This is a genomic window from Ekhidna sp. (assembly GCF_965212185.1).
Taxonomy (GTDB): Bacteria; Bacteroidota; Bacteroidia; order Cytophagales; family Cyclobacteriaceae; genus Ekhidna.
Genome location: NZ_OZ243102.1, coordinates 2,579,139 through 2,605,628, shown reverse-complemented (window position 1 = coordinate 2,605,628; position 26,490 = coordinate 2,579,139). Strand labels below are relative to the sequence as shown.

The window sequence follows — 26,490 nt, the reverse complement described above, 5'->3', positions numbered from 1 at the left end:
AAGATTTATGTTATTTGATCATTCCTCCTTCAATGCATTTGCTGGATTAGCAACTGCTGCTTTATAAGACTTAGCACTTACAACGACCCAAGTCAGCGCGAGGATCAAAATAATTGGAAAGATCAAAAGATACCAACTCAATTCGATTCGATAGCTGTACCCTTCCAGCCAATTTGTGAGCCAGTAAAATGCCAAACTAATACCAATGACTCCACCTAAAACCACCAATCGAGTAAAATCTTTGATCATCATGCGAAGAAGGGATGGAACAGATGCACCTAACACTTTTCTTACAGCTATTTCTTTGAATCGTTTTTGAAGTACAAAAGTCGTTAACGCAAATAATCCCAAGAATGCGATTATGATGGCCAGGATTGAAAAAGTGGTAAATACCCCACCAAACTTTCTTTCTGCTTCATAATGTTTTTGGAAGGAATCATCCAGGAAGAAAGCATCGAGTGGATAATCACGGGCATGATCGTTCCAGATTTTTTCAATCTCGTTGATGGTACTCAGAATATCTTTGGAGGAAACTTTTGCTAAAACATAGGCTTGATGGTGTTCACCAATTTCTTGTGAAGGCCCACCGCCGTAACGAAAAATCATGGAGCCAATTTCATGTTTTAACGACGTGAAATTAAAATTCTTCACCACACCCACGATTGTAAAATCCAATACACTCTGACGTGAGACCTTTTTTCCGATAGGGTCATCCCACCCAAGTTCTTTTGCCAGTGATTCATTAATAATCACTGAAGAGGTATCAGACATATTATCAGTAAAAAACCGACCTTTCACCATCTCTAAATCCAGTACTTCCATGATTTCGTGCGAAGTAAAGGTGTTATAAGGTCCCACAGATCGATTGTCTTCAGTTGGTATATTATAGGACCAGTCTCCAAATCCATGGAAAGGCACATTGGATGACTTACCGACTACCTCTATTCCTGGTAGCGATTCCAATTCGGTTTTAAAGACTTCATATTTCTCTCCGAGCACCCTGCCACCATTAATTACCAGGGTCTGATCGATATTAAGCCCCAAATCATGCGTCTGCATATGCTGAACTTGTTTATAAATGACAACTGTAGCTGCAACTAGGAATGCGGATATGGCAAACTGAAAAGCTACCAGTCCACTTCTAAGTCCTCGCTTGCCCGCCTGTTGTTTTTGTCCCCTTAAGGCTTTTAATGGAGAAAAACCTGACATGATATAGGCAGGATAAGATCCGGCAAGCAATCCTGCAATCAGCAGAAGCGCCAGCATATTTAATAGATTCAACGGGGCAAATAGATCTTCGGGAGTAAACTCACGGCCTGTAAGCTGGTTGAAGAATTCAATCGAAGAACCAGCAATAATCAATGCTAAAACCACAGCAATAGAAGTGATAAGCATTGATTCTACGAGGAATTGTGCTACAATATTTTTTCTATATGACCCAAGCGCTTTTCTTATACCGACCTCCTTTGATCTTAATGCAGATCGAGCAGTTGCCATGTTTATATAATTAACGCATGCTATTAACAAAATGAATATGGCAATCATGGAGAATATGATTACATTTTTATAATCTCCACCATTGTTCATGGAGAATCTTGGATTGTGCAGGTGAATATCCGTAACCGGATATAAGGTGTAGCCAAACAGCCGATCAGGGTACTCCGCTTCCAATTCCTCAAAAGAAGAATGACCACTCCATTTCAAGGTTTCTGGTCCTGCATACTTTTTATAGAGTTGTCTTAAGCGATCATTCACGTAAACCACATTCGTGTTTTTATTGATCTTAGCATAGGTCCAGACACTGTTTCCAGTCCAATTGGAATGGTAAGGTTCAACTTCAGAAATCACATACTGATATGGGAAATGAGTGTTCTTTGGAGGATCAATTACCACTCCAGTTACCTTCATGTTCGTTTCATCTACTAGAATTGTTTTGCCATATGCTTCAGAATCAGGAAAGCACTTCTTTGCAAGGGATTCAGTCAATACAATGGAATTGGGTTCAGCAAGTGCATTTTCCGGATCACCTTTCAGGAAAGTGGTCTCAAAGACTTTAAACATATTCGGGTCTGCGTAAGCCGATCCATTTTGGATGAAGCTACGTTCTCCAACTTGAAAAAGCGATTCCCATAAACCAGCCACTCGTGTAGAAACTTCAACTTCTGAAATTTCATGCATCATCGTTTCTGCCAGTAGCGGGGGAGTCCAGGGTCCACGTTCACCATTGGCTACCCGGTACATATGTTCCACATCAGGATAGAATCGATCGTAACTTTTTTCATGCTGAACATAAATGGTGATTAGCATGCAGGAAGCAAGCCCAACTGCCAGCCCTATAATATTAATGGCTGAATAAGATTTTTGTCTTGATAGGGTCCTTAGTGCTACTTTGAGATGGTTTTTTATCATAGCAAGTGTGGTTAATTGTTCATAATCATCCAGTCCTTTTATATATCTCCACCTTAAAAATCGGATGGTATTCCATGCAAACCTTCTGCGTGAATGGTTCCGTTCAAAGAGCTCCAATAGATCTCCCTCGATTTGCTCGAGGTAGTGATCCTTGCAGAATAAACGAAGGAATCGTGACGCCCATTTTGGTGGAGTTTTTTCTTTCATTGGGTAAATCCAAGACTGGTTTTCGGAATTTGCTGATACAGTGCATTTCTTGTTCGGTGGACAAACTCAATAGCTTTACTGCCTTCTGCGGTCACTCGAAATAGTCGTTTCCTTCTTCCACCTCTTTCTGCACTGGCCCCACCCATGTAGGAGGAAACAAAGTCTTTCTTCTCTAGTCGATCTAGAGTGGTATGCACAGCACTGATATTGACTTTTCTTCCGGTTTGATTCAGGATTTCATCCATTACTTTCACTCCATACGCTTCTTCGCTAAGAATAGCCACGATCATGAGGACCAGCTCTTCCAGCTCTCCAAGTTGATAAGAATCGGTTTTCATAGATTTATTTCATAATTGTCAATTAAATACGAAAATAGACTAAAATTGTTTCTTTCATAATTGTAAATGAAATACAGTTGAAAAAGAGAAAGGTTGCATTTTTCGCTCAACTAAATTTTAAGCTCTCGCTCTTGGCCCCATCTCTACCACCTCAAGATTTTTGATCTCCCCATCTTCAAGGTCGAAACGAAGTAAGGTCTTCACTTTATGAAACCCATGCTTCCCTGCAGCTCCCGGATTCATAAAGAGGAGGTTGTTGGCTTTATCTGGCATCACTTTTAAAATATGTGAGTGTCCACACACCAGCAGTTTGGGTTTATACTGCTTCACATATCCGAGCACTTTGGCGTTATATTTTGGCGGTTTGCCCGCTATATGTGTGATGAGTACTCTGACACCCTCCCGTTCAAAAATCTCACCCTCCTTACATTCCTGTCGTAATTTGCCACCATCAATATTCCCCCATACGGCGATGGTCGGTTTAAATTTTTGAAGTTTTTCAAGTACCTCAACAGTACCTATGTCTCCAGCATGCCAGATCTCATCCACATTTTTTAAATGCTTAAATACACCTTCGTCGAGAAATCCATGAGTGTCTGATAGAAGACCTATCTTCATTGGCGTTATCTTTGTATGAAACTATAAATATGGGTTTAATCGTTTTAGGATTATGCGAGCACTAAAATATTTATTTGTTTTTGCCCTTCTATTGGGTCTATCCTCTTTTGACTTACCAAAAGAGCAGGAGGTGAAGTGGCTAACTTTTGAAGAGGCAATAGCTTTACACGAAAAGGAACCAAAGAAATTACTCATTGATCTGTATACAGACTGGTGTGGATGGTGTAAAGTGATGGATCGTAATACTTATAGTCAGGAAGATATAGCAACGTATATCAATGAAAATTTCTATCCGGTCAAATTCAATGCAGAACAAAAAGAATCTGTAGAATTTAGAGGACATACCTTCAATTTTGTCGCTCAGGGCAGAAGAGGTGTACATGAATTAGCAGCAGCTCTGACCAGAAATAAATTGAGTTATCCAACGACAGTTTTTATGGATGAAGAGCTTCGAATTATTCAGCCCATTGCTGGGTATCTAAAGCCAGAGCAGATGGAACCAATCTTACTATTTATTGGAGGTGACCATTTCAAGACTATAGCCTTTGAAGATTTTAAGAAAAATCACAAATCTTCTCTTTAGATCTGCAACCTTTTATTTTTTTTATAATCTATAGTATTAAATGACGGGCTAAGGCTCACCTAACTCAAAATATATAGATCATGAAAAAATCATTCTTAATAACTATGCTCGGAATCCTTGTAGCAGGATTCACTTTTGCTCAATCAGAGGAAACACGGAATTTATCTTCGTTTTCTGAAATCTCTGCACATGAGGGAATTGATGTAATCATCAAGAAAGGCAGTAAGGAAGAAGCTCGTATTGTTTCCGATAGTCACGACCTTGATGAAGTACTTACTGAAATTAGTGGTAGCCGTCTGAAGATTCACTTAGAGGGAAACAATCACCGCAACATTGATGTCAAAGTTTATGTGACGTATAAGTCGCTTAGAGGAATTTCATCATCTTCTGCTTCTTCGTTGACTTCAGATGGAGCTATAGATGCAGAAGGATCGGATTTCGATGTTGATGTGAGCAGTGCAGGAGATATTGATGCAGAAATAGAAAACGCTGATGAAGTATCCATTGATGCCTCAAGTGCAGGAGATGCAGAGCTTCGAATAGAGGCAAATGAAATAGAAGCAGACGCTTCGAGTGCTGGAGAAATTGAAATTGCAGGTATTGTAAAATCTCAAGATATAGAAGTGAGTAGCTCCGGGGATTATGATGGATATGATCTTGAAAGTGATGAGGTAGAGGCAAGAGCAAGTAGTGGTGGGTCTATTAAAGTAAATGTAAGTACCAAACTAGATGCCAGAGCAAGTAGTGGAGGAAATATACGTTATAAAGGATCACCCACTTATTTAGATGCTAGCTCCAGTAGTGGAGGGTCGGTCAAGAAATCTTAAACTCATTTAATAAAACACATGAAAGCCTGCATACATTTGTGCAGGCTTTTGTGTTATAGATAAATGAGAAAATATATTCTTCTACTTTCAGTATTGGTTTTTGCATGTGAATCATCTGAGGAAAGGACTGAACGTTTCTTTCAGATGGGGAATATTGCGCTAAGAGATGGTAACTACGAGAATGCAATCGAACTTTATAACCAATCACTCAAAGAATCTCCAAATTATGCTCCAGCTCTTAATAATCGGGGGGTTGCTCGCATAGAATCAGATCACCCGTATGAGGCCATTCTCGATTACAATCAAGCCATCCAAATAGATCCGAATTATTTAGATGCACTTTTCAACAGGGCCTATGCCTATGAGGAAATTGGTCAGTTTGAGAATGCCATTAAAGATGTTGAAACCATTCAATCAATGGTTTCAGACTCTGCGTTTGTATACTTCTACCAAGGATTGGTTCAGACCAAAATGAGGCAATACGATGAAGCATTAAAAAGCTTTCAGGTAGCAGATGGTTTAAATCCATTAAATCCGGAAACATTAATAAATACTGCTACTATCTATTATTTTAAGTCAGCGCTTGACACAGCCGTTTCGCTTGTAAACAAGGCTTTGGAGTTAAATGCCAATGATGCCAATGCTTATAGTTTATTGAGCTTGATTGAGCTGAAAAAGGGTAATTATACCGCTGCGATTGCTGAAGTGAATCGTGCCTTAGACTTAGTTCCTGGTGAGCCCTACTTTCTAAATAACAGGGGGTATATCTATTTACAAATGGATAGTTTGGAGGCTGCTATTGAAGACATTAACAGAAGCATTGTTCTAAATCCAAGGAATGGATGGGCCTATCGCAATAAAGGGATCTACATGATGAAAAATGCAAGTTACCTTGAGGCAATTGACTTGTTGGAACGAGCAGAAAAAACAGGAGAATTTATTGACGAGCTATATTTCTATCTTGGTAATGCTCATAAAGAAGCTGGCAATACTCAAAAAGCATGTGATGCATGGAAAAAGGGCAAAGATCTAAATGAATCTGAGAGTGAGCGATTTTACAATCAAAACTGCGGTTGATCTTTCTTAAAGATCAATTGGTATATCGCAACCAAATGACTGAAAAATACTGCAGGAACAATAAATGTAGGAAGTAATACATAAGGGAAGTAAAACACTCCCAGGTTGCCCACTTCACCTCCAGTAGGTGTATAGAAATACGGTAAGTAGCTGATAGCAATTGAAACAATATTTACTAGCAGTCCTAGTGCCAACACATTCCAAATGATTGCTCCGATTTTACTTTTACTACGTGCGCCTACCATAAATACGGCTGCAAATGGTGCTGAAATACCTGAAATGATATCCAGGTTTGATCCTTCAAAGGTCATATCCATTGGTATCGCTCTTGAAACTGCGAGCCACCATAAAACCATTTCAACAGGAACTCTCACAATGTGCAGGTAGTGCAGTGTGGTTATTGGCATTTCCATCAAAATGGCCCTTGTTCTTGGCCATATAAACAGGAGGATAATTGAAATGATAGGAATTGAAACAAACATTGGAAGTTTGGGTATTCCTGAAAGATTAGTGAAATATCCATTGAAAGTCAGAACACATATAAGGAATATCCATCCGATGAGTAACGTAATTACAAAAGAGGGGGTAAGATTTTTCCTACCTGGAGCGGCATTATTAACTGCATAATAGATGAAACCAAGAACGGCAATTACTATGGCGATAAATGTGCCGGGTACATATCCGGGAATGTCTTCCATTTTCGTGATTAGGGTGTGACGTTCAATTTAATTATAAAAATGAAATGAATGATACATGCTTAATTTGCAGCCAAATGAATTTCGATGAATTGACCAGTTTCTTGGAGAAGCGTGTGCAAAATTCACTGCCCGGTGATTTTGCGCATCAAAAAATGAAGCCAAAACTGCCAAGTGGAGCTCCATTAAAAATGACACATGCTACTCCTCCGCGTAAAGGAGGGGTGTTGATTTTGCTATATGAAGACGATGGAATGGTTAGATTTCCACTCATTGAAAGGCCAAGTTATGAGGGTATACATAGTGGACAGATGGCACTTCCGGGGGGGCGATACGAGCAGGAAGATCTGGACCAATACCACACGGCATTACGAGAGTCTGAAGAAGAGATTGGAATCAATCGACATGACATAGAAATAATTGGAAGTTTATCAGAATTTTTTGTTGCTGCCAGTAATTACATGGTCCTTCCGGTCATTGGGAAAATTGAAAAGAAACCTTCATTTATACCAGAACCCCGAGAAGTTGCAGATATTGTAACACCAGAATTTGGTCAGTTGATTGATGATGCAAGGCTCAAAGAGAAAGAAATAACTGTTAGAAATGGATTTAAGATGATATGCCCATATTATGATCTTGAAGACCGTGTAGTTTGGGGTGCAACAGCAATGATGTTAAGCGAATTGGTAGAAATCATGAAAGAATACCCAACGAGGTAACACAATTTTCAATTAGACTTAATGTGTTTATCATCGATTGAATGATATTAAAAACTACTTTTGAATCATGAATGCTTTCGAAGAAGATTTTCATGATAATACATCAGATTTTGATGATCGAATAGAAGGTGAAGAACCGCTCTATTTTGAAGAAAAGGAAGAATCTGAATCATATGGAAGCGAGGATAATTTCTATCGCCATCTCGAAGAATACTAATCTTTCAATATTCCTTAATTCCTTGTAATCTATTTACTAATTTTGCAGCGGCAAACGGGTACGACCAGCTCCTGCTGAATCCCCCAGGACCTGACGGTAGCAAGGGTAGGCGGTCGTAGCGGTGCGATGCTTCGTTTGCCATTTTTTCTTTCCTATTCCACACATTAATCCATATTAGATGAAATTTTTCATTGATACAGCAAACCTTGACGAAATCAAAGAGGCGCAAGATTTGGGCGTACTCGACGGTGTAACTACCAATCCTTCTCTCATGGCGAAGGAAGGAATTACCGGTGAGGCCAATATTTTGAAACACTACAAAGACATCTGCAACATTGTAGATGACAATGTGAGCGCAGAAGTGATTGCTACAGAGTTTGACAAAATGGTATCAGAAGGAAAGGAGCTGGCTAAGATTGATGATAAGATTGTAGTGAAAATTCCAATGATTAAAGATGGTGTGAAAGCAATCTCAGCGCTCACAGCAGAAGGAATACGAACAAACTGTACACTCATCTTCAACGCAGGGCAGGCTATGTTGGCTGCTAAAGCTGGAGCAAGCTATGTTTCTCCGTTTATTGGAAGGCTAGACGATGTTGGTACCGATGGATTAGCGCTTATCGAGCAAATTGTAGGAATATTTGATAATTACGGATTTGAAACAGAAGTTTTAGCTGCTTCAATTCGTCACAACATGCACTTAATTCAGTGTGCCGAAATTGGTGCTGATGTAGCTACGTGTCCACTTAGTGTAATAACTGGATTATTAAAACACCCGTTAACTGACAGTGGTTTAGAAAAGTTCTTGGCTGATTATAAAAAATCAAACAAATAAGATAATTCGAAGTTGATGATGGAAGCTTTAGATTTAATTAATTTAGAAGAAATGTACATCATCAAGGTTAAAGGGAAAGCCAAGATTCCTGACTACATTCAAATCAGGGACCAGAACTTCGTTTTGGTAGCTTATTTTAGGACAGATCGTCCGTTAAAAAGAATGGATAAATTTGGCCTTGAGGGAAAAGATCAGGAACTTAAGCACCTGATTCAGGAGTTGCCCTATGGCAAACTTCAAAAACTAGAGCTTTAATAGATACATGTCTTTTTCTGACGAACCAGTTGTAAGGGTTTCCAATGCTTCAATTTTCCAGGAAGATCACACAGTCTTAAGTGAACTTGATTTCACCATTGATAAAGGTGAGTTTGTCTATCTGATAGGACGAACGGGTAGTGGTAAGTCTTCTTTACTAAAAACTTTATATGCCGATTTACCATTACGATTAGGAAATGCTGAAGTGGTGGGCTATTCAATCGGAAATATTAAAACTAAAGACATTCCTTATTTGAGAAGAAAAGTTGGAATCATTTTCCAGGATTTTGAGCTTTTCTATGATCGATCGGTTGCAGAAAATTTAACCTTTGTTATGAAGGCGACTGGCTGGAAAGATCCCGCCAAAATGAAAAACCGTATCGCTGAAGTTTTGATGCGTGTAGGCCTTGGTGCGATTTCAGCAAAAATGCCCCATCAACTATCTGGAGGTGAGCAGCAACGGGTGGTAATAGCAAGAGCCATGATCAATGAGCCACAAATTCTGTTTGCAGATGAACCTACAGGTAACTTAGATCCTGATGTGAGCGACGGTATTCTCAAGCTATTTGAGGAGATCAAGAATAGTGGTACCGCTGTTCTAATGGCCACTCACAATCATAAATTCATTGAGAAATTCCCACACAGAGTTCTCAAATGTGAGAAAGGCAGAATTCTAGACTCCTCAAAAGAAAAGTTTGAATTAAGCGGCTGGTATTAAGCTCATTTTTTTAGACGTACCTTTGCATTCCATAGGATAGGCATAACGTACAGTCTTTCCTCAAATAATATTTATGTCATTTAATTCATTGGGGTTATCCGAGCCCTTGCTGAGAGCAATCAGTAAAAAAGGATATTTTGAACCTTCGCCAATCCAATCAAAGGTTATCCCGATCATTCTAGAAAGGAAAGATGTGCTAGCTTCCGCTCAAACAGGGACAGGAAAGACAGCAGGTTTCACCTTACCGATACTCGAAATACTATCGAATGGACCACAGCTAAATAATAGACCTGTCAGGACTTTGATCCTTACTCCTACGCGAGAGTTGGCTGCTCAGATTTATGATAACGTACGAGCTTATTCAGCCTACATGGATCTTCGTTCAGCAGTAATTTTCGGTGGAGTCAAGGCAAATCCACAAATAGCAGCACTAAAAAAAGGAGTTGATGTATTGATAGCTACGCCAGGACGACTATTAGATCTTCATAATCAGCATGTCCTTTCCTTGCATAAAGTTGAGGTTTTGGTGCTTGACGAAGCTGATAGGATGCTAGATATGGGATTTCAGCGTGATATCAATCGAATACTTAATCTACTGCCACCACGGAGACAAAACCTCTTGTTTTCCGCTACTTTTTCTAAGGAAATCAAGCGACTTGCGCATGGATTTATGATGAATCCTAAAATGGTGGAAGCTACTCCTGAGAATACTACAGTAGAAAAGATCAATCAACAGGTTTATCGGGTTGATAAGAAACGAAAAACAGATCTAATTCTTGATCTTATTGCTGGTGGTAGGTGGCAACAAGTATTGGTTTTTACGAGAACCAAGCATGGCGCTAATCGATTAACTGAGAAAATGATCAAAGCAGATATCAGTGCAGCGGCTATCCACGGCAATAAAAGCCAGGGTGCAAGAACAAAGGCACTAGATGGATTTAAAAAGGGAAATGTAAGAGTTTTAGTAGCGACGGATATTGCGGCACGGGGTTTGGATATACCATTGTTACCACATGTAATCAATTTCGAGTTGCCAAATGTTCCGGAAGATTACGTACATCGAATTGGACGTACAGGAAGGGCAGGAGCAAGCGGAATTGCGCTTTCATTGGTAAGTTTGGACGAGCTAGAATATTTGCAAGATATTGAGAAGCTGATAGGCAATAAGATACCTGCAGAAACAGTTGAAGGATTTGAACTCACTGAAAAATTAGGTGATTTGCCACCATCAGATAAAAAGAAGAACTTTAATCGCTCACAATCAAAATCTTCGTCCAAACAATATAGAAGGAATAAGAGACCGAAACGAAATTAGCAAATGAACAACCTCCTCATATATGGTGCTTATGGATACACAGGACGATTGATTGTGGAAGAATGCCTTAATCAAGGCATTAAGCCCATCATAGCCGGTAGGAATCCAGAAAAAGCCATGACCTATGCTAATAAAATGGATCTTGAATACGATGTATTTGAGGTTTCTGAGCGTGATAAGCTAGAAAATTGGCTAAACAGAGGGGATGTTGTTATTCATTGTGGAGGTCCATTTGTTTACACTGCAAAAAATATGGTCCATGGGTGCCTGGCTACCAATACCCACTATCTGGACATTACGGGTGAGTTTCAGGTTTTTGACCTCATTAAAGAATATAGTGAAAAAGCCAAAGAAAAAGGACTTATGCTACTTCCTGGAGCTGGTTTTGATGTAGTGCCATCTGACTGTCTTGCAAAGCACCTGCATAATAAACTTCCATCTGCAACTGACTTGAAACTGGCGTTTGTAAGTAAGGGAGGAAAGCTATCACGTGGAACAGCCAAGACCATGATCGAAAATCTTGGTGAACCTCAGACCAGAAGAAGAGATGGCGATTATGAAGGTGTTCCGATGGGAAAATCGGTGATGGAGATTGATTATGGTGACTTTAAGCAGATATCAATGGGTATCTCTTGGGGAGATATTTCTACAGCTTATCACAGTACCGGCATTCCTAATATTGAAGTGTTTTCGGGGACGAATGAGCAACAGTTGGCAAAAGTCAGAAAGGCCCTTCGATTATCATTTATGCTTCGCTCTAAGATGATTCGAAATTTCTTGATGAAGCAAATGGACAAACGCCCGGATGGTCCTAAAGAAAAGAAAAGACAGGAATCTAATATGTATCTGTGGGGTAAGGTTGAAGCCAATGGCAAAAGTGAAGAGGCTAGACTTAGAACACCTAATGGATACACGTTGACAGCTTTGGCTTCCGTACACATAGCAAAAAAAATACTTTCAGGTGACTTCAAACCCGGTTTTCAAACACCATCAAGTGCCTATGGTGAAGGATTGATTTTGGAACTGGAGGGATGTGAGCTCTCATAGTAAGTAGTACGGTGTTGATCGTATGTGTGCAATTCATAGATCGATGTGATTTATCTTTTCCGTTAGCAAATGAGTATCTAGAAGCATGAGAAAGATTCTAATCGCATTACTATTCTTACCATATAGTGTTGTAGATGCCCAATCTGACAACATAAGCGGCAGATGGTTAGGTAACTCAACTTTTTTGAAGGAGCATTCACAACTAAGAGTGGATTTGGTTCAGAACGGCACCAATGTGACAGGAACAATCTTTTCAAAGAATCTCAATTCACAAGATTCAATAAAAGCCACGATTACGGGAAGCTATAAAAAAGGCCGGTTGATTCTAGAAGGTGATGAGATAATTTATCGGACTGGCCTAGCCTGTATGGCGAAAAATGACCTTAATTACTCGGTAAATAATGGAAAGGAAATGCTCACCGGGAAGTGGAAAGGTGATATGAAGCTCAATACCTGCGCTCCTTTGGTATCAGGCACAGTTACTCTATTTAAAGATGTTCCAAGTGCGTCAAATGTAGTTAGCACAGCTGTTGACAAGCAACCCACAAGTAATATTGGAGAAAAAGATGCAGTAGGAAAGGCCCTTGTAAATGAACTGAGCAAAAGAAAATATTATGCGCTGATTATTGGCATCAATGATTATGCTGATGAAAACATTCAGGATCTGGACAATCCGCTCAATGATGCCGGGCAATTAGCTACCGTGTTGACTTACCACTATTCTTTTGATCAGGAGAATGTAGCAGTACTGGAAAATCCGAGAAGGGAAGATATTATTGAGGCGCTTGACAAGCTAACAAGGGTCGTGACGGAGACAGACAATTTACTGATCTTTTATGCAGGTCATGGGATCTGGAATGAACAACTGAATCAAGGATACTGGTTACCAAGTGATGCTTCACTGGATTCAAAATCTTATTGGCTTTCAAACAGTACATTAAGGGATTATGTGGGAGGCATCAAATCCAAGCACACACTTTTGATTTCGGACGCATGCTTCAGCGGAGGTATTTTGAAAGAAAGAGCCGTATTCGAAAATAGTAGAGCCATTTTGGAGGTTTATAAATTACCTAGTAGAAAAGCCATGACAAGTGGAACTTTGAAAACAGTACCTGACAAAAGTGTATTTATACAATACCTGATAAAAAACCTTGTAAATAATCAGGAACCATTAATTTCAGCAGATCAATTGTTTCGATCTTTCAAAACGACAGTCATAAACAACAGTCCTAATGGTCAGGTGCCTCAATATGGGCCTATCTCTCAGGCAGGCGATGAAGGAGGGGATTTTATCTTTCTCAAAAGAGAGTAGATAGATCAAATAAAAAAATCCCTTCGAAAAGGGATTTATATGAGAAGACAAATAAAAATGTTTAACCTAAAGATTGCCTCTTGAAGTATCAATTACACCCATTTGTATACATCGATTGTACATGTCATGTAAGTCGAAACCTCTGATAATTTTGCCATTTTCAACCGTGTACCTAAACACGGTTTTGTAAGTCACTTCATTATTTGTTGGCTGTGCCAACCCCAGGCGGGTAAATGTTGGATTACTATGTGTAAATCTTCCTGTGGTGAACAGAACGACATCATTTCCTTCAGCTATCACTGCATCTATTTCATACCTGAGATCAGGCATCATTTGTGCAAATCGTTGACGTCCGATTCGCATGGTTTCAGCAGTGTAACTCTTTCCTTTAAAGTTGGTTGAAGGAGCATAATCTATGTAACCAGGCACAAGCAGGTGATTGAGGGTGTCTAGGTTTTGCATGTTCCACATTGAATGAAAGAAGGTCAAAACGATTTCTTTGTTTATCTCTTCCTTGGACTTGGAGCTGGTTTCTGCGGAAGGAGAGCAGGCTGAAAAGATCAGTGATAATAAGATGGAAGTAGCAAACAGTTTTTTCATGGTTAAATTGAATTATGGGTTAAAAGTACCACGGTCATATCGTTCATGAATTCCTATTGGTGCGAATGGTAGAATTAAGGGTGTGGACAGACTGAAAGAGGTTGTAAAATAATCCAGTAGGTTAGAAATCTATAGTTAGCTGAGGTGAAACATCAGCAGGCTCATCTTTGGCGAAATTGGAGATGCCTACCCCAATTAAGCGAATGCCTTCTTCACTTATCAGCTCCTCCGAAAACAAGGATAATCCCATTTTAACAAATTGATCTTCTGTATTGATTCCTTCCTCGGAGGTCTTACTGCGAGTGATTTGACGAAAATCCCCATATTTGATTTTAATGGTGATGGTGTGACCATTACTGACTTTACTTTTGCGATAACGCTGAAAGGAAATCTTTGCAATACGATCCACCTCATCCATGATCTCTTCCATTTCGTAGAGGTTACGGTCAAAGGTTCGTTCCGCGCTGACAGACTTGGTTTCACGAACTGGTTGTACTTCTCGGTTGTCTATGCCTCTACAGATGTTGTAATAGTAATGTCCTGACTTTCCATACCGGAGTTTAAGGTCTTCCAACGACTTTAACCGCAGCTCTTTACCAGTAAAGATGCCTGCTTTCACCATCTTTTCGGCGGTGACTTTACCAATTCCATGAAATCTGTGAACCGGCAATTTGGCAACAAAGTCTTCCGCTTCATCGGGTAGGATCACGAATAATCCATCCGGTTTATCCATATCAGAGGCAGTCTTCGCCAGGAATTTATTGTAGGATATTCCAGCTGAGGCAATCAGCCCTGTTCGTTCATTTATTTTCTGTTTGATCTCCTTGGCAATTAAGGTGGCTGAGTTTAAGCCTATTTTGTTTTCCGTAACATCAAGGTAGGCTTCATCAAGCGATAGGGGTTCTACCAGATCCGTGTATTCAAAGAATACCTCCCGTATCATGTATGAGATTTCTTTATATCGTGGAAAACGAGGAGGGACAAAGATTAAATGCGGGCACTGTTTAGCTGCTTTTGCTGATGGCATGGCTGACTTCACTCCAAACTTGCGTGCCTCGTAGCTTGCAGCAGCGACTACTCCTCGCTGGGAGTTACCACCCACAGCCACTGGCTTTCCCTTGAGCTCCGGATTATCCAGCTGCTCGACTGATGCATAAAATGCATCCATGTCGATATGTATGATCTTGCAATGATCCATTTGAATAAAGCTGCATGTGATGCAGATAAGAACACAATGTAAATAGGATTAGTGACAGCCCTATGTCATTAATGGTAAATGAAGGTAAAATGACCCTTCACTGCTGATATCATATATGTTACCTATTTTTATTCTCAGAGGTGAATTATATAATATTAAACCTCACTTCAAATCACGAAAACTTAATGAAAGCAGCATATTATACGAAGCAAGGAAAGGCAGAAGATGTCTTTCAAGTTGAAGGGGTTGATGACATTCTCCCTGTGCGAGGTGAGATTCAAATTAAAATCCATTACTCCGGTGTTAACCCTGGTGAAGTAAAGAAACGTGCAGATACTTTTGGAGTGGGCATGCCATATGATAAAATAATTCCACATAGTGATGGAGCAGGTTACATAAAAAATGTTGGTGAAGGTGTTGAGGAATCATGGATTGGTAAAAAGGTCTTGTGTTATGGAGCTCAATCATATCGACAATTTGGTACTGCTGCTGAATACTGTAGTGTGCCTGAAATCAACGTCGTTGAGTTAGCCGAACATGTCGATCTCAAACAAGCTGCACAAATGGGAATTCCAGGTATTACAGCCCATCGGGCGGTCAATGTGGGTGCAGACGGGGTTAGGAATAATCGTGGCGGTCAAGTGGTATTGATCCAGGGTGGAAGTGGAGCAGTCGGGCAATGTGCCATTGCAATGGCTAAAAAATCTGGTGCAGAGACTCTGGCAACTGTAACGAAATCGGAGGATATTGAAATAGCAAAAAATGCTGGTGCTGATGGAGTTTATTTAGTCAATGATTCATTAAAGGAAAACGTACTAAATGATTATCCGGATGGGGTCGATCACATCATTGAAGTGGCTTTTGCAGCTAATATTGAGAATAATGTTGCAATACTCAAACAAGGCGGTTCCATTGCCACCTATGCGACTAATCAAAATCCAGCCAGCATACCATTTTGGCCGTTAGTGTTTTCCAATATTTCTATTTTCTTTTTAGGAAGTGACGATTTTAAGAATGACGAAAAACAGGCTGCAGCTCATGATTTAGCTGAAGCCTTATCAGAAGGATGGACTGGCTTGCCAATTGGGGAAATATATCCTTTGGAAAATATTGCTCAGGCACACCTGCATATTGAAGGTAGGAAAAAAGGAAGAGCGCTTGTAAAAATTATAGGATAGCGAGGATCACTGAAAATTCATTCTCAGATTATTTATGATTAAATTGTTAGAAACTCTAACTACACTGAAATCATGAAAAAAGTATTATTTGTATTCACCCTACTGATCAGTTGCGCATTGATTGCTCAAGATCAGTTTAAGAATGAAGCGATTGGAAACATGACCTTCACAAAAGGACGCATTGCTCAGCTGGCAGATGCCATGCCTGATGATAAATTTGGCTGGAGTCCGGCAGAAGGAGTTCGATCTTATTCTTCTGTAATCGGCCATGTTGTTGCTGCAAACTATTTCTTTGGAATGAAACTGGGAGGAACCATGCCCGATGGCATTGACCCAATGAATATCGAAAAAAGCCTGACCACTAAAGCAGAGTTGGTTAAAGCGCTTAACGATTCACACGATTTTGTTACTTCGACCATTAAAAATATGTCTGCAGAAGACATGGGTGTGAAAGTTGAAATGCCTTTTCCTGGTGATTTCACTAAAATGAGCCTGGTCAATATAGTGATGAATCATGCAAGTGAACACATGGGCCAGATGATCGCTTATGCAAGAATGAATGGAGTTACTCCACCATGGAGCATGCAACCGGGAGGAGAGTAACGATTTAAATTATAATTTCAGAAAATTTGTAACCATCCAGGTATCACCGAGTACTTTTTAAAAACTACACAACATGAAAAGATTACTTGTATTCGTATTGATACTTGGCTTGGTTCAGATCACCATTGCTCAAAAGGATAAAACTAAAGGGCTCAAAAAGATTGAGGATGTTTCTGAACTTTCCGAATTGGCCGAGCTTTCCGAATTGGCTCATCTATCTGTCTTGTCGGAGCTATCCAGTTTGGCTGAATTGTCAAGCTTAGCAGAATTATCTGAGTTGGCAGAACTTTCTTCGCTAGCATCAAACGCTGCTCTTGCTGAGTTAGCTGATATTGATCTTGACATTGACATAGAAATGCTGGAAATGTTTGAGGACTTTGAAGGTTTCGAAAGTGATTTTGACTTCTCCAAGTACGTAGAGTACAGCAATTATGCTGATGATGTGGATGTCGAAAAGATCCAGAAGGAGGTCAAGGAAAAGATCAAGAAGAAACTAAAATCTAAGGATAAAAATTAAATAATAGGCTCGAGTCATTCGGGCCTTTTTTATGAACTTCTCTTTCGTATAAAGTGATTCTGTATCAACTGATCAAAATACACTTTTGAGCTTTCCAACTCAAATTGGAGTTCCTTAGGAAAATCTGCAAATAGTGAGGGTCCACCTCCTAAGACAATGGGAAATGCGGTAATGATCATTTCATCAATCAAGTCATCTTTAAGGAAACTCTGAATGGTCTTGCCTCCATCTATGTATAGACGAGTATGTCCTTCTGAATGAATTTTTGAAAGTACTTCTTTCAGAGTGCCACTAACCAGAAATGCTTTTCCTTCATGACTTTTCGGAATCTCTTTTAGGGTATTACTAAGAACATAAACAAGTTTTTGATAGGGCCAGTCTACATCAAACCCTAATACCGTTTCGAATGTATTACGGCCCATTACCATTGCATCGATATTCTCAGTGAATGCATAGTATCCCATGTCTTCATTTTCAGGGATGGGAATGGAATCGAGCCAGGCAATTCCATCGTTTCTGTCAGCTATTCTACCATCCAGACTGGTTGCGATGTAAACACTGTTCTTCTTTTGCACGCCTTAAGTATTTAATCAATTCAATCCTTCCTGATCGAGAAGATACAGCATTGCACTCATACTGGCTGCACCCAATTCCAGCTCTCTTTGATCCACGGCCTCAAAAACATCTTCTTCTGTGTGGTGATAGATGAAGTATCGTTGTGTGCTTGGTCTTAAGCCGATAAGCAAGGTTCCATGAGAAGCTAATGGGCCAATATCTACGCCACCACCATTCTGATCAAAACTCCACAACCGATAGGGAGTAAAGTAATCTTTCCAGGCTTTGATCTGTTCTTTTTGCTGATCAGAACCCGTCGTTGAAAAGCCAATCGGCTGAAATCCTCCGGCATCAGATTCGAGTGCAGCAATGTGATTTTCACCTTTTTCTTTTGCAACCCTGGCATATTCCTGTCCACCGCGTACCCCGTTTTCTTCATTCATCCACATTACCGCACGTATGGTCCTTTTTGGTTTAATGTCCAGCGCTTTAAACAACCTTACTGCTTCAATTGCCTGAATACATCCACTTCCATCATCATGAGCACCTTCACCTACGTCCCAGGAGTCCAGGTGACCCCCAACGGCAATGATTTCATCCGGAAATTCAGACCCTCTCAACTCACCGATTACGTTATGGGAAAGCACATCCGGAAGTTGCTTGCAATGGGTTTCGATATAAACCTTGAGTGTTTGTTCCTGTAAAATCTGACTGAGTCGATCAGCATCATTGGTGCTAATGGCTACAGCAGGTATTTGATTAATCAATGCCTTATATCTCAGCGAACCAGTATGGGGAATATCATCCTTCCGATTCGTAACTGATCGAATGATAATAGCTTTTGCACCATATTTAGCAGCTTCTGAAGCTCCGGAAGCTCGTTGAACTACCGCTCCACCATATGCACCAAACGTATTGATGATCGTTGGGTCCATGGCCCCATTATAGAATACGATTTTGCCTTCAACTTTCTTTCCTAATTCATTCACCTCATCTATTCCACTAACTTCAACAACCTCAGCTAAAACTCCTTCTGGTCCGGTTCCTACCGAGTTACCCAATGCAAGGGCATTCATTTCAAACGTTCCATGCTTATCAGAATTGATGGCTCGAACGACCTCTTTTTTACCTCGCACCCAATGTGGAACCATCACTGGCTGTAAGTACACGGTATCAAATCCATAAGATTCCATCAATTGCTTGGTGTACTCCACCGCTGCTGCAGCTTCTGGTGACCCTGAAAGTCGATTGCCAATGTCTTTACATAGCACCCTTAGATCATCATAGACACGCCCGTTGGAAAGAGCTTCATCATATATTTGTTTAATCATCACTTCGTGCTGTGAAAAAGTCAAACACGGTAACAGGATTAGGAGTATTGCAATATTCTTCATACACTCGAAATTTAACACAGCTTGATGTTAGATGAAAAAAGTACTTGATAAATGGCCTAAATCTCTGTTAGAAGTTCTGAAATCACCTTGTGCCCACCATCATACCAATTCAATTCAGGAGAACGATTCAATGTCGCACTCAATACTTTGTTTTGATTTCCGATCATCTCCTCTTTAAAGTAGATATCCTCTCTACTTGTATAATATTTGATTTCCTCTTCACCCGTTAAATATTTCCAATCTTCAGGATTTGTGTCTGGCGGGAAGGTACCAGCCCAAATGATCATTTTTGAAAAAGGAATTTTAGCATGTGCGGCATACCTTCCCATCGTGGCAGTTCCTTGAGAAAAACCAAAATAGATGAGTTCTTTATTGCCAAGATCAAATTGATCAAGGACCGAATCAATGTATGAATATTGGTTCTCGATTTCTGTTAATCGATCTTCTTTGGTCATCCAGGAAGCACCCACTCTACCGTAAACTCCATCCAGGTAGTATTTGGACAGCCCCTGTGGGGCAATAATAAAGTTCTTATTTGGATCAAGGCTTTCAAATTTCTTAATGAAAAACTCAGCAAGTTGACCATACCCATGAAAGACCAACCAAACACGTTCTGTTTGATCGGTTAAATCATTGAGCGTGTAGAACGATGCTTTAATACTGATGTCTATATGATGTTGCTTCATTTTTAGAAGTCCCCTTCTTGGAGGGGATATAGGGGTGGGTTATATTGTAAATATGCGTAAAATCATTCCATATAATCATAAGCTAGTTCCTCTAGCAAAAAAAACTAAGACAAAATATGACATTGGATGAAATTCTTTTATAGAATGACATCAAAAATAAGCAGTTGGGCTATCGTTTTAGCAGGCAAGTCCCAATAGATGAATATATTGTTGATTTCTATTGTAAGGATATATTTCTTGCAATTGAAGTTGATGGAATTACTCATACATATGAAGATCAACCCAAAAGGACGCTATAAGACAAAAGAGATTGGAGGGATTTGCATTTTGCGATTTGATGATTTTGAAGTCAAAAACAAAATAAAATGGTCGTAAATAAGATTTTAAGAAATATTGAAACCCACCCCCAGCGCCTCCAAGGAGGGGATTAGTTGTTAGCAAGCAATATTTGAAAATGAAGAATGGAAATATTTTTTGAGTATTTACCCCGCCACTGCTTGCATCATCAAACCACATAGATATGCCCCATAAGTTCCCAATACATATCCCAATACAGCCATGAGTACACCGACAGGTGCCAGTGAAGGGTGAAACTCAGATGCTATTACGGGTGCTGATGCCGCCCCTCCGACATTTGCGGTACTACCAACTGCAATAAAGAAATAGGGAGCCTTAATCAGTTTTGCTACGATTGCCAAAAGGAGTACATGAAACAAAATCCATGTGATACCGAGGAAGAAATACCCAGGATTTGAGAAAATAGCCAGGATGTCCATATTCATTCCTATTGCTGCTACAAGGATATAAATGAATGCCCTACCAATACGCGAGGCACCAACACCTTCAAGTTCACGAGCTTTTGTAAACGAAAGGATAACTCCTAAAGTAGTAGCAATCACTACTATCCAAAAGAAACCTGAAGTCAGGCTGTATTGCTCAAGTTTTGGAAATTGTTCTAAGTATGGAACAATCAAATCACTACAAAAATGAGCGAACCCTGTACAGGCAAAACCAATCATCAATACTTTCATTAGATCGGTTAAAGTTGGAATTTTTGCAACGCTGGCCTGATAGTCTTCCATCTTCTTTTTCAGAGATTCGATCGCAGAAGAATCAGCTTTTAATTTTCTATCAATGATTTTAGTGACAGCTACTCCTGCAATCAGAACCCCAAGCCATGCATTTCCGACAATGATGTCAACAGTCACCATGGTAGAAAACAGCTCATCACTCACTTCAAAAACTTCTTTCATAGTGGCTTGATTTGCACCACCACCGATCCATGAACCTGCAATGGTTGTCATCCCTCTCCACACTTCATTGGGTGCTACACCACCTACTAAATCAGGCGCTACCTGCGAAAAAATCATGATAGTTAATGGACCTCCGATCATGATTCCTACTGTGCCGGTTACGAACATGATCACTGCTTTTGAACCAAGTTTGGCAATTTCTTTAAGATCTACGCTTATGGTAAGTAAAACCAAACTAGCCGGTAGAAGGTATCGTGATGCAACGAAATACAGGTTAGATTGCGATGGATCTATAAGACCGACTGCTTTTAGTAAAGAGGGTAAGAAGTAGCAAACCAGTAACGCGGGGATATAGGTATAGAATTTTTTCCAAAATGGAGAGTCTAGGGAGCTGGTGTAGAATACTGCACCTAACATTAACATTAGAATGCCGAATATTACGGCATCATTTGTGATTAGAGGTTGGTTCATAATATTTTGAATTGGCTTCAAGGATAATCATTTCCATTGAGCATATCCATGAATATTTTATTTTTGAAAAAAATACAATTATGGGAAAAGGTGATATAAAAACCAGAAGAGGTAAAATTTCTAAAGGTACTTATGGAGTGACCAGACCAAGAAGCGCTAATAAGAAGTCACAACCAGTAGCACCAAAGAAAAGCACTAAAAAGAAATAATTAATGAGGTTTTGTTGGCTAGTCTGCTTTGCATTGATGTTTCATGCAGGGTTTGCACAAAAGACATATGTAGGGGTAAAGGCGGGCGGTCATGCTTCATCAGCATTTATTGAGCATACGATTTTTAATCTGAATGTGAATACCACATTTCTCCCTGGAGTGAGTAGTGGATTAGTGATTAGGCATGTTCCAAAACCAGGCAACTCTTACTTGAATTCAGGTATTCAGCTAGGGATAAACTATATTCAGAAAGGTTGGAGGCAGACATTTTTGACAGGTGAACCTTCCTATACATCAAGGATGAATTACCTGGAAATTCCTATTGAAGGAATGGGGTATTTTGGTGGAAATAATAAGTATTTCATTTCCGCGGGCTTCCACCTTGAATTCTTGCTGAATACAGAACTGGATCCAACACCTCAGCTTAGCAATATTGGAGGAGCGGATTTTTACACCTACCATGAGGCACGGGATCGTGAATTTGGATACGGTGCTCGAATTGCAGGAGGAATTTTTCGCGATTTAGATATTGGTACTTTTCAGCTAGAAGGATTTTTTAGTTACAGTTTCAGTAATTTTATTGGTCCTGGTGATCTTACAACTGAAACTCCAGACCTATCTAATCATTGGGTGGTAGGCTTCACTGTAGGTTACCTGGTTTCGTTAGGAAAAAAAGACAATGAATAGAAAAAGAATTACTTCCATTAGGTACATGAATGTGCTGATCTTACCCATATTGGCATGGATCAGTTTCAATTACCATGGTTGGCTAACTTACCTTCCTTTGATGGAGTCATTTGTTTTTGTTCCATTGCTTGAATTGGCTTTTAAACCAGATCCATCAAATCTCTCAGAAGATCAGGAAAAATCAATCAAAAATGATCCTGTTTATGACTGGCAACTTTACATCATGGTGCCCATTCAGTTTTTCTTGCTCGGAGTGTTTTTGTTTTCTATGCAAGAGACTGGACTGACACTTGTAGATAAGATTGGAAGAATTTCTGGGATGGGATTATTGTGTGGAGTGATTGGAATCAATGTGGCACATGAACTTGGTCACAGAAGCAAGAAATATGAGCAGCTATTGGCCAAAGCATTGTTACTCACTTCATTGTATATGCACTTTTTTATCGAGCACAATAGAGGGCATCACAAAAATGTAAGTACCAAAGAAGACCCTTCCTCTGCTCGATATGGTGAAATGTTGTATGCATTCTGGGTTCGCTCAGTAGTATATGCGTATTTATCATCCTGGAAATTGGAAGCCAAACGCTTGAAGAAGAAAGGACTTTCTCCATTGTCACTTAAAAATGAAATGATTCAATTTCAGGTGATTCAGATTGTATTCACATTGGCTATTGGCTGGTTCTTTGGCTGGGTAGTGATGGGATATTTCATGCTGGCAGCCGTGATAGGATTTCTCCTATTAGAGACTGTAAACTATATCGAGCATTATGGTCTGGAACGCGATAGGAAAGGTGATATATACGAGCGGGTGATGCCTCATCATTCATGGAATTCTGATCATAAATTGGGTAGGATCATTCTTTTTGAATTATCCAGACATTCAGACCATCATTATATAGCAAGTCGTAAGTATCAGGTTTTAAGACATATCGATGAGAGCCCCCAAATGCCTACTGGCTATCCTGGAATGATGATACTTGCCACTATTCCTCCATTATGGTTTTCTATTATGAATCCAAGGATCAAACAAATCAAGAAAGAAGACTTAGCTCAGGCAGCTTAGAGATTCAACCAATAGTTGATTTTGAAAACAATGGCTCTGTTCCGGGTTTGAAAGCCATCGGTAACATAGTTGTCGGTGTAAACAAGAAAGATATCTGAAACAGGCTTGAACCTCCATTGGAAACGTGAGTTATGTCCAAGATTCTCGCGCTGAGAATTGTACTGGATGAATGTTGTAAAGAATAAATTATTACTTAATGTCAGGTCAATTCTTGGTCCAATGAGATAAAGATCAGCATCGTTAAATGGATCAGGAAGATTCACCTTATTGTATTCTCCGTTTAATTCGATTTGTAATGTAGGAGGGAGTCTGAATACAAGTCCCAATTCAGCGTTGAATCGCTTACCATTAAAAAACCCCCCATTGCTGATAGATGATCTTACAATAAAATTCTTTCTTCTATCAGAACGGTAAAAAATTCTGTATCGATACCATTCATGTGTGGTGTTTTCTTCCAACTCAGGCCCGTCCGTACCAGAAGGGTCAAACGGAGAGGTAAGTGATACAAAGTTCCACCCAGATCCAACTTCAAAGTAGGAAGTATTCAGGAAGGACACCCTGTATTCCATCCCAGCATCATTATCAAGTCTGTCCCATTCGTTGGTGAGTACCCCACCAAAACCGATAGATGGACCATGACGCTGAATGATACTTCCATCTTCAGGGAACACATTGAATTCAGCACCCATTCCATAATTGGTAACCCCAGGTCTTGGAACAAAACCTACTTCTGCATTGTGATTTTCACCAATGCGCTGGAAATTTGCTCGTGCTCCAAACGTAGGTTTTTGATATCTTATAAATGCTCCTGTGGCATATTTTTCATCTGAATTCACGCCAGGATCAAGTGATCGGTGGTAAAAGAAATCGCCTTCCCAGCTATTATCAACATTGGCCAAATTATAATCTAATCCATACACATAATTGTATTTACTTAGGGTGATTAATGTATCTTCTGCATTGAGCTCATTACCAAATTCATCTGTGAGTTGACCGGTTTGAGCCAATCTGGTAGAATCATATTCTACTGCTGAGTTACCTAAATTATTCCTTCCTACAAAGATTGCACTCAGTCTGGATCTGCTAAATATCTGTCTTTCTAAAACAGCAACAGAATAGTTCTGAGCGGGCGAGATTTCTTGTGAGGTTTCATCTCTATTAGTCACCATATTTAAGGCACCAACTCGCCATTTACTTCCTACTTTACCACTAAGTCTGGCTCCTGCTACAATAGGTACATTTCGTCTGGTATCTCCTGATCCCTGGATCCCTATCCTTCGTGAGAAAAATGGCCTGCTTCTAAAGAAGCCACCATCAGCAAATAGATCTTGATTTTCAAGAAAAAATTGTCGTCTTTCCGGGAAAAACAATTCAAATCGCTGAAGATTAGTAACCTGTTGATCAACTTCTACTTGAGAAAAATCAGGGTTGAAGGTTAGGTCAAGATTCAATGAACTTGAAAGAGCCACCTTGGCATCAAATCCGGCATCCAATTTATATTCAGTTGGTGTACCTTCTTCATGTTCTCTACCAGCACTTGAAGCCACATAGGGGATCACAGTGACATTAGGACCAGCAGGTTTTGGAGGGGAATCCCAAATGAGTCTTCCTGAAAATGTCATATTACTCATTCGATAACCTTGCGGCACCTGAATCCAGGCTGTTCGTTCGTTCTGCTTTAAATTATTTCTTAGTACCTGAATGTTCCACTGGTCGACATTGTTGTAGCGTATCGTTTTGAATGGAATGGAAATCTCGACAGACCAAAAGTCTTTTTCTTGATACACCGCACTAAACCATTTGTTATCCCAATCATCTCTAACATCTCCGCCTAAAAGAACCAGGCCTTCTCTTTGAACATTGTTAGGCGTGACCTGAAAGGAAAACCCATTTGTTTTATCATTATACGGATCAATATAGATGGCTACATTGTCATTATTACTCCATCCAAAGTCCCTTCTGCGAGTTGTTGAAATGTAATCTCCATCCAGATAATCATAACAAATTACACCGATTATGATCGCTTTATCCGTGTATGTGATCATAAATTGGGTACTATCTAAGGCAGGTTTGTCATCAGATGGAAAGGTTTGATAAAACCCTCCAGCTTTTGGTAATATCTGCCAGATTCTTTCATCAAGTCTCCCATCCAGACGAATTAATTCATCAGTAGCTTGAATATTATATTCTACCTGATCAGGTAAATTTTGACTTACCCCTCTAACACACGCCAATAAAAAGATTAATATGAAGGTACTTTTAGTCCTGTTCATTCAATGGGATTAGATGCTGATCTGCAATCGATCTCAAGAAGTTTTTGTTTGAATTGATACTTGGATCTTTGTAGATGTAGGCAGATAAGTCCGCAATAACACCTGGCTTATATCCCAAATTTAAAGCCAGTTTTTCGCAAAACTTAATTTCATTGGAATGCACCTTTCCATCGGCTTTCATCATTCGAATGATATTGAATAGGTAGTTGAATTTTTCATCAGGCGGTAAGTCCTTAAGCTTAGGAATAGGTCGTGGATTATTGACTATTTCTGCAGTTTTTTCCTCAGAAATACCCAATCCATCGGCGATAAACATGATCAGACGATATTCTTCCTCAGCCACCACATTGTCTGCTTTTGAAAGGTGTGCTAATATGCTAATTTGTTCTTCATTAGATAACATGGCGGAAATTTAGTTTAAAAACCTCAATAGCTCTAAAACTTATACAAGCGGAAGTAAAATTATTCAACAATTTTAGACGAGCACTTGTTTTTTAAAACTAAATACAATTAGCTTAGCAATTCAAATGATGAGTTCAAACAAATATTGGTGGTGGCATGTAGACAATCTTGATTGTTGACGAGTCACTGCTGTGTTTAAAAATATATAAACCCTGACAGTTTCGTCAGG

30 protein-coding genes are annotated in these 26,490 nt (G+C 39.7%); 18 read left to right on the top strand and 12 right to left on the bottom strand.

The window, feature by feature from the left end; all coding sequences use genetic code 11:
* Window positions 1-18 precede the first annotated feature (18 nt).
* The 3 genes from ACOMC3_RS11120 to ACOMC3_RS11110 form a co-directional block, all read right to left on the bottom strand.
* Window positions 19-2,616: an ABC transporter permease gene (locus ACOMC3_RS11120; RefSeq protein WP_420315960.1), complete on the bottom strand. Its 2,598-nt coding sequence runs from the start codon at window positions 2,614-2,616 to the stop codon at window positions 19-21.
* Window positions 2,613-2,954: a PadR family transcriptional regulator gene (locus ACOMC3_RS11115; protein ID WP_420315959.1), complete on the bottom strand. Its 342-nt coding sequence runs from the start codon at window positions 2,952-2,954 to the stop codon at window positions 2,613-2,615. Before ACOMC3_RS11115 ends, ACOMC3_RS11120 begins: the two co-directional genes overlap by 4 nt.
* 117 nt (window positions 2,955-3,071) lie before the next feature.
* Window positions 3,072-3,572, bottom strand: a complete 501-nt coding sequence (locus ACOMC3_RS11110) for a metallophosphoesterase family protein (protein WP_420315958.1) — start codon at window positions 3,570-3,572, stop codon at window positions 3,072-3,074.
* A 52-nt stretch (window positions 3,573-3,624) separates the two neighbouring features.
* Between ACOMC3_RS11110 and ACOMC3_RS11105 the strand changes: the two genes are divergently transcribed.
* The 3 genes from ACOMC3_RS11105 to ACOMC3_RS11095 all read left to right on the top strand — a co-directional run bounded on the left by ACOMC3_RS11105 (window position 3,625) and on the right by ACOMC3_RS11095 (window position 6,059).
* A complete protein-coding gene (locus tag ACOMC3_RS11105) occupies window positions 3,625-4,155 on the top strand; it encodes a thioredoxin family protein (protein ID WP_420315957.1) in 531 nt (176 codons plus the stop codon).
* 80 nt (window positions 4,156-4,235) lie between these two features.
* Window positions 4,236-4,982, top strand: coding sequence for a head GIN domain-containing protein (locus ACOMC3_RS11100; RefSeq protein ID WP_420315956.1), 747 nt, complete (start codon window positions 4,236-4,238; stop codon window positions 4,980-4,982).
* A gap of 63 nt (window positions 4,983-5,045) precedes the next feature.
* Window positions 5,046-6,059, top strand: coding sequence for a tetratricopeptide repeat protein (locus ACOMC3_RS11095; protein ID WP_420315955.1), 1,014 nt, complete (start codon window positions 5,046-5,048; stop codon window positions 6,057-6,059).
* Here the strand turns inward: ACOMC3_RS11095 and ACOMC3_RS11090 are convergent.
* Complete coding sequence (locus ACOMC3_RS11090; RefSeq protein ID WP_420315954.1) at window positions 6,044-6,757, bottom strand: hypothetical protein; 714 nt, start codon at window positions 6,755-6,757, stop codon at window positions 6,044-6,046. The two genes, ACOMC3_RS11095 and ACOMC3_RS11090, sit on opposite strands and share 16 nt — an antisense overlap.
* Window positions 6,758-6,831: 74 nt before the next feature.
* Between ACOMC3_RS11090 and ACOMC3_RS11085 the strand changes: the two genes are divergently transcribed.
* From ACOMC3_RS11085 to ACOMC3_RS11050, 8 genes are all read left to right on the top strand, one after another.
* Complete coding sequence (locus tag ACOMC3_RS11085; RefSeq protein WP_420315953.1) at window positions 6,832-7,473, top strand: NUDIX hydrolase; 642 nt, start codon at window positions 6,832-6,834, stop codon at window positions 7,471-7,473.
* Window positions 7,474-7,540: 67 nt separating this feature from the next.
* Window positions 7,541-7,690 (top strand): hypothetical protein, encoded by a 150-nt coding sequence (locus tag ACOMC3_RS11080; RefSeq protein WP_420315952.1) that lies wholly within the window; start codon window positions 7,541-7,543, stop codon window positions 7,688-7,690.
* A gap of 178 nt (window positions 7,691-7,868) precedes the next feature.
* Window positions 7,869-8,525 carry a fructose-6-phosphate aldolase gene (gene fsa, locus ACOMC3_RS11075; protein WP_420315951.1) on the top strand — a complete coding sequence of 219 codons (657 nt, stop codon included), beginning with the start codon at window positions 7,869-7,871 and terminating at the stop codon, window positions 8,523-8,525.
* 51 nt (window positions 8,526-8,576) lie between these two features.
* The gene (locus ACOMC3_RS11070) at window positions 8,577-8,780 is read left to right on the top strand and encodes a fructose-6-phosphate aldolase (RefSeq protein ID WP_420319313.1); all 204 of its coding nucleotides are present in this window, start codon (window positions 8,577-8,579) and stop codon (window positions 8,778-8,780) included.
* Between the two features lie 7 nt (window positions 8,781-8,787).
* On the top strand, window positions 8,788-9,498 hold the full coding sequence (locus ACOMC3_RS11065; protein WP_420315950.1) for a cell division ATP-binding protein FtsE: 711 nt from the start codon (window positions 8,788-8,790) through the stop codon (window positions 9,496-9,498).
* Window positions 9,499-9,571: 73 nt separating this feature from the next.
* Window positions 9,572-10,813 carry a DEAD/DEAH box helicase gene (locus ACOMC3_RS11060; RefSeq protein ID WP_420315949.1) on the top strand — a complete coding sequence of 414 codons (1,242 nt, stop codon included), beginning with the start codon at window positions 9,572-9,574 and terminating at the stop codon, window positions 10,811-10,813.
* 3 nt (window positions 10,814-10,816) lie between these two features.
* Complete coding sequence (locus ACOMC3_RS11055; protein ID WP_420315948.1) at window positions 10,817-11,860, top strand: saccharopine dehydrogenase family protein; 1,044 nt, start codon at window positions 10,817-10,819, stop codon at window positions 11,858-11,860.
* Window positions 11,861-11,945: 85 nt separating this feature from the next.
* A complete protein-coding gene (locus ACOMC3_RS11050) occupies window positions 11,946-13,172 on the top strand; it encodes a caspase family protein (RefSeq protein ID WP_420315947.1) in 1,227 nt (408 codons plus the stop codon).
* A gap of 66 nt (window positions 13,173-13,238) precedes the next feature.
* On the opposite strand, the gene ACOMC3_RS11045 is transcribed toward ACOMC3_RS11050, so the two are convergent.
* Together ACOMC3_RS11045 and dinB are read right to left on the bottom strand one after the other, a co-directional pair.
* Window positions 13,239-13,772: an ester cyclase gene (locus ACOMC3_RS11045; protein ID WP_420315946.1), complete on the bottom strand. Its 534-nt coding sequence runs from the start codon at window positions 13,770-13,772 to the stop codon at window positions 13,239-13,241.
* A gap of 121 nt (window positions 13,773-13,893) precedes the next feature.
* Window positions 13,894-14,970 carry a DNA polymerase IV gene (dinB, locus tag ACOMC3_RS11040; RefSeq protein WP_420315945.1) on the bottom strand — a complete coding sequence of 359 codons (1,077 nt, stop codon included), beginning with the start codon at window positions 14,968-14,970 and terminating at the stop codon, window positions 13,894-13,896.
* Window positions 14,971-15,155: 185 nt separating this feature from the next.
* Here dinB and ACOMC3_RS11035 point away from each other — a divergent pair, with 185 nt between their 5' ends.
* From ACOMC3_RS11035 to ACOMC3_RS11025, 3 genes are all read left to right on the top strand, one after another.
* Window positions 15,156-16,148: an NADPH:quinone reductase gene (locus ACOMC3_RS11035; protein WP_420315944.1), complete on the top strand. Its 993-nt coding sequence runs from the start codon at window positions 15,156-15,158 to the stop codon at window positions 16,146-16,148.
* Window positions 16,149-16,220: 72 nt separating this feature from the next.
* Window positions 16,221-16,751: a DinB family protein gene (locus ACOMC3_RS11030; RefSeq protein WP_420315943.1), complete on the top strand. Its 531-nt coding sequence runs from the start codon at window positions 16,221-16,223 to the stop codon at window positions 16,749-16,751.
* A 73-nt stretch (window positions 16,752-16,824) separates the two neighbouring features.
* Window positions 16,825-17,268: a hypothetical protein gene (locus ACOMC3_RS11025; RefSeq protein WP_420315942.1), complete on the top strand. Its 444-nt coding sequence runs from the start codon at window positions 16,825-16,827 to the stop codon at window positions 17,266-17,268.
* A 29-nt stretch (window positions 17,269-17,297) separates the two neighbouring features.
* Here the strand turns inward: ACOMC3_RS11025 and ACOMC3_RS11020 are convergent, their stop codons facing one another.
* Genes ACOMC3_RS11020 through ACOMC3_RS11010 form a run of 3 tightly spaced genes read right to left on the bottom strand, consistent with a single transcriptional unit; the run spans window position 17,298 to window position 19,903 of the window.
* Window positions 17,298-17,843, bottom strand: coding sequence for a dihydrofolate reductase family protein (locus ACOMC3_RS11020; protein ID WP_420315941.1), 546 nt, complete (start codon window positions 17,841-17,843; stop codon window positions 17,298-17,300).
* A gap of 15 nt (window positions 17,844-17,858) precedes the next feature.
* Window positions 17,859-19,217, bottom strand: a complete 1,359-nt coding sequence (locus ACOMC3_RS11015) for a M28 family peptidase (protein ID WP_420315940.1) — start codon at window positions 19,215-19,217, stop codon at window positions 17,859-17,861.
* 56 nt (window positions 19,218-19,273) lie between these two features.
* Complete coding sequence (locus ACOMC3_RS11010) at window positions 19,274-19,903, bottom strand: alpha/beta hydrolase (RefSeq protein WP_420315939.1); 630 nt, start codon at window positions 19,901-19,903, stop codon at window positions 19,274-19,276.
* 164 nt (window positions 19,904-20,067) lie between these two features.
* Between ACOMC3_RS11010 and ACOMC3_RS11005 the strand changes: the two genes are divergently transcribed.
* Window positions 20,068-20,202 carry an endonuclease domain-containing protein gene (locus ACOMC3_RS11005; protein ID WP_420315938.1) on the top strand — a complete coding sequence of 45 codons (135 nt, stop codon included), beginning with the start codon at window positions 20,068-20,070 and terminating at the stop codon, window positions 20,200-20,202.
* Between the two features lie 183 nt (window positions 20,203-20,385).
* On the opposite strand, the gene ACOMC3_RS11000 is transcribed toward ACOMC3_RS11005, so the two are convergent.
* Window positions 20,386-21,627, bottom strand: a complete 1,242-nt coding sequence (locus ACOMC3_RS11000) for a DUF819 domain-containing protein (RefSeq protein WP_420315937.1) — start codon at window positions 21,625-21,627, stop codon at window positions 20,386-20,388.
* A gap of 80 nt (window positions 21,628-21,707) precedes the next feature.
* Here ACOMC3_RS11000 and ACOMC3_RS10995 point away from each other — a divergent pair, with 80 nt between their 5' ends.
* The 3 genes from ACOMC3_RS10995 to ACOMC3_RS10985 are packed head-to-tail and all read left to right on the top strand — an operon-like array spanning window position 21,708 to window position 23,586.
* The gene (locus ACOMC3_RS10995) at window positions 21,708-21,836 is read left to right on the top strand and encodes a 30S ribosomal protein THX (RefSeq protein WP_420315936.1); all 129 of its coding nucleotides are present in this window, start codon (window positions 21,708-21,710) and stop codon (window positions 21,834-21,836) included.
* A 3-nt stretch (window positions 21,837-21,839) separates the two neighbouring features.
* Window positions 21,840-22,523 (top strand): hypothetical protein, encoded by a 684-nt coding sequence (locus ACOMC3_RS10990; protein ID WP_420315935.1) that lies wholly within the window; start codon window positions 21,840-21,842, stop codon window positions 22,521-22,523.
* Window positions 22,516-23,586: an alkane 1-monooxygenase gene (locus tag ACOMC3_RS10985; protein ID WP_420315934.1), complete on the top strand. Its 1,071-nt coding sequence runs from the start codon at window positions 22,516-22,518 to the stop codon at window positions 23,584-23,586. Before ACOMC3_RS10990 ends, ACOMC3_RS10985 begins: the two co-directional genes overlap by 8 nt.
* Here the strand turns inward: ACOMC3_RS10985 and ACOMC3_RS10980 are convergent.
* Both ACOMC3_RS10980 and ACOMC3_RS10975 read right to left on the bottom strand, forming a co-directional pair.
* On the bottom strand, window positions 23,583-25,859 hold the full coding sequence (locus ACOMC3_RS10980) for a DUF5916 domain-containing protein (protein ID WP_420315933.1): 2,277 nt from the start codon (window positions 25,857-25,859) through the stop codon (window positions 23,583-23,585). The genes ACOMC3_RS10985 and ACOMC3_RS10980 overlap by 4 nt on opposite strands.
* Window positions 25,846-26,262, bottom strand: coding sequence for a TerB family tellurite resistance protein (locus ACOMC3_RS10975; RefSeq protein ID WP_420315932.1), 417 nt, complete (start codon window positions 26,260-26,262; stop codon window positions 25,846-25,848). The genes ACOMC3_RS10980 and ACOMC3_RS10975 overlap by 14 nt, the downstream gene beginning before the upstream one ends.
* Window positions 26,263-26,490: the final 228 nt, after the last annotated feature.

Excerpts from the sequence above, each read along its gene's own strand:
- ACOMC3_RS11065 (WP_420315950.1), top strand. The coding sequence starts at position 8,788 with ATGTCTTTTTCTGACGAACCAGTTGTAAGGGTTTCCAATGCTTCAATT.
- ACOMC3_RS11050 (WP_420315947.1), top strand. The coding sequence starts at position 11,946 with ATGAGAAAGATTCTAATCGCATTACTATTCTTACCATATAGTGTTGTA.
- ACOMC3_RS10975 (WP_420315932.1), bottom strand. The coding sequence starts at position 26,262 with ATGTTATCTAATGAAGAACAAATTAGCATATTAGCACACCTTTCAAAA.
- ACOMC3_RS11030 (WP_420315943.1), top strand. The coding sequence starts at position 16,221 with ATGAAAAAAGTATTATTTGTATTCACCCTACTGATCAGTTGCGCATTG.
- ACOMC3_RS10980 (WP_420315933.1), bottom strand. The coding sequence starts at position 25,859 with ATGAACAGGACTAAAAGTACCTTCATATTAATCTTTTTATTGGCGTGT.
- ACOMC3_RS11120 (WP_420315960.1), bottom strand. The coding sequence starts at position 2,616 with ATGAAAGAAAAAACTCCACCAAAATGGGCGTCACGATTCCTTCGTTTA.
- ACOMC3_RS11045 (WP_420315946.1), bottom strand. The coding sequence starts at position 13,772 with ATGAAAAAACTGTTTGCTACTTCCATCTTATTATCACTGATCTTTTCA.
- ACOMC3_RS11110 (WP_420315958.1), bottom strand. The coding sequence starts at position 3,572 with ATGAAGATAGGTCTTCTATCAGACACTCATGGATTTCTCGACGAAGGT.
- ACOMC3_RS11070 (WP_420319313.1), top strand. The coding sequence starts at position 8,577 with ATGTACATCATCAAGGTTAAAGGGAAAGCCAAGATTCCTGACTACATT.
- ACOMC3_RS11000 (WP_420315937.1), bottom strand. The coding sequence starts at position 21,627 with ATGAACCAACCTCTAATCACAAATGATGCCGTAATATTCGGCATTCTA.
- ACOMC3_RS11105 (WP_420315957.1), top strand. The coding sequence starts at position 3,625 with ATGCGAGCACTAAAATATTTATTTGTTTTTGCCCTTCTATTGGGTCTA.
- ACOMC3_RS11080 (WP_420315952.1), top strand. The coding sequence starts at position 7,541 with ATGAATGCTTTCGAAGAAGATTTTCATGATAATACATCAGATTTTGAT.
- ACOMC3_RS10990 (WP_420315935.1), top strand. The coding sequence starts at position 21,840 with ATGAGGTTTTGTTGGCTAGTCTGCTTTGCATTGATGTTTCATGCAGGG.
- ACOMC3_RS11055 (WP_420315948.1), top strand. The coding sequence starts at position 10,817 with ATGAACAACCTCCTCATATATGGTGCTTATGGATACACAGGACGATTG.
- ACOMC3_RS10995 (WP_420315936.1), top strand. The coding sequence starts at position 21,708 with ATGGGAAAAGGTGATATAAAAACCAGAAGAGGTAAAATTTCTAAAGGT.
- ACOMC3_RS11015 (WP_420315940.1), bottom strand. The coding sequence starts at position 19,217 with ATGAAGAATATTGCAATACTCCTAATCCTGTTACCGTGTTTGACTTTT.
- ACOMC3_RS11060 (WP_420315949.1), top strand. The coding sequence starts at position 9,572 with ATGTCATTTAATTCATTGGGGTTATCCGAGCCCTTGCTGAGAGCAATC.
- ACOMC3_RS11100 (WP_420315956.1), top strand. The coding sequence starts at position 4,236 with ATGAAAAAATCATTCTTAATAACTATGCTCGGAATCCTTGTAGCAGGA.
- dinB (WP_420315945.1), bottom strand. The coding sequence starts at position 14,970 with ATGGATCATTGCAAGATCATACATATCGACATGGATGCATTTTATGCA.
- ACOMC3_RS11035 (WP_420315944.1), top strand. The coding sequence starts at position 15,156 with ATGAAAGCAGCATATTATACGAAGCAAGGAAAGGCAGAAGATGTCTTT.
- ACOMC3_RS11090 (WP_420315954.1), bottom strand. The coding sequence starts at position 6,757 with ATGGAAGACATTCCCGGATATGTACCCGGCACATTTATCGCCATAGTA.
- ACOMC3_RS10985 (WP_420315934.1), top strand. The coding sequence starts at position 22,516 with ATGAATAGAAAAAGAATTACTTCCATTAGGTACATGAATGTGCTGATC.
- ACOMC3_RS11095 (WP_420315955.1), top strand. The coding sequence starts at position 5,046 with ATGAGAAAATATATTCTTCTACTTTCAGTATTGGTTTTTGCATGTGAA.
- ACOMC3_RS11010 (WP_420315939.1), bottom strand. The coding sequence starts at position 19,903 with ATGAAGCAACATCATATAGACATCAGTATTAAAGCATCGTTCTACACG.
- ACOMC3_RS11115 (WP_420315959.1), bottom strand. The coding sequence starts at position 2,954 with ATGAAAACCGATTCTTATCAACTTGGAGAGCTGGAAGAGCTGGTCCTC.
- fsa (WP_420315951.1), top strand. The coding sequence starts at position 7,869 with ATGAAATTTTTCATTGATACAGCAAACCTTGACGAAATCAAAGAGGCG.
- ACOMC3_RS11025 (WP_420315942.1), top strand. The coding sequence starts at position 16,825 with ATGAAAAGATTACTTGTATTCGTATTGATACTTGGCTTGGTTCAGATC.
- ACOMC3_RS11085 (WP_420315953.1), top strand. The coding sequence starts at position 6,832 with ATGAATTTCGATGAATTGACCAGTTTCTTGGAGAAGCGTGTGCAAAAT.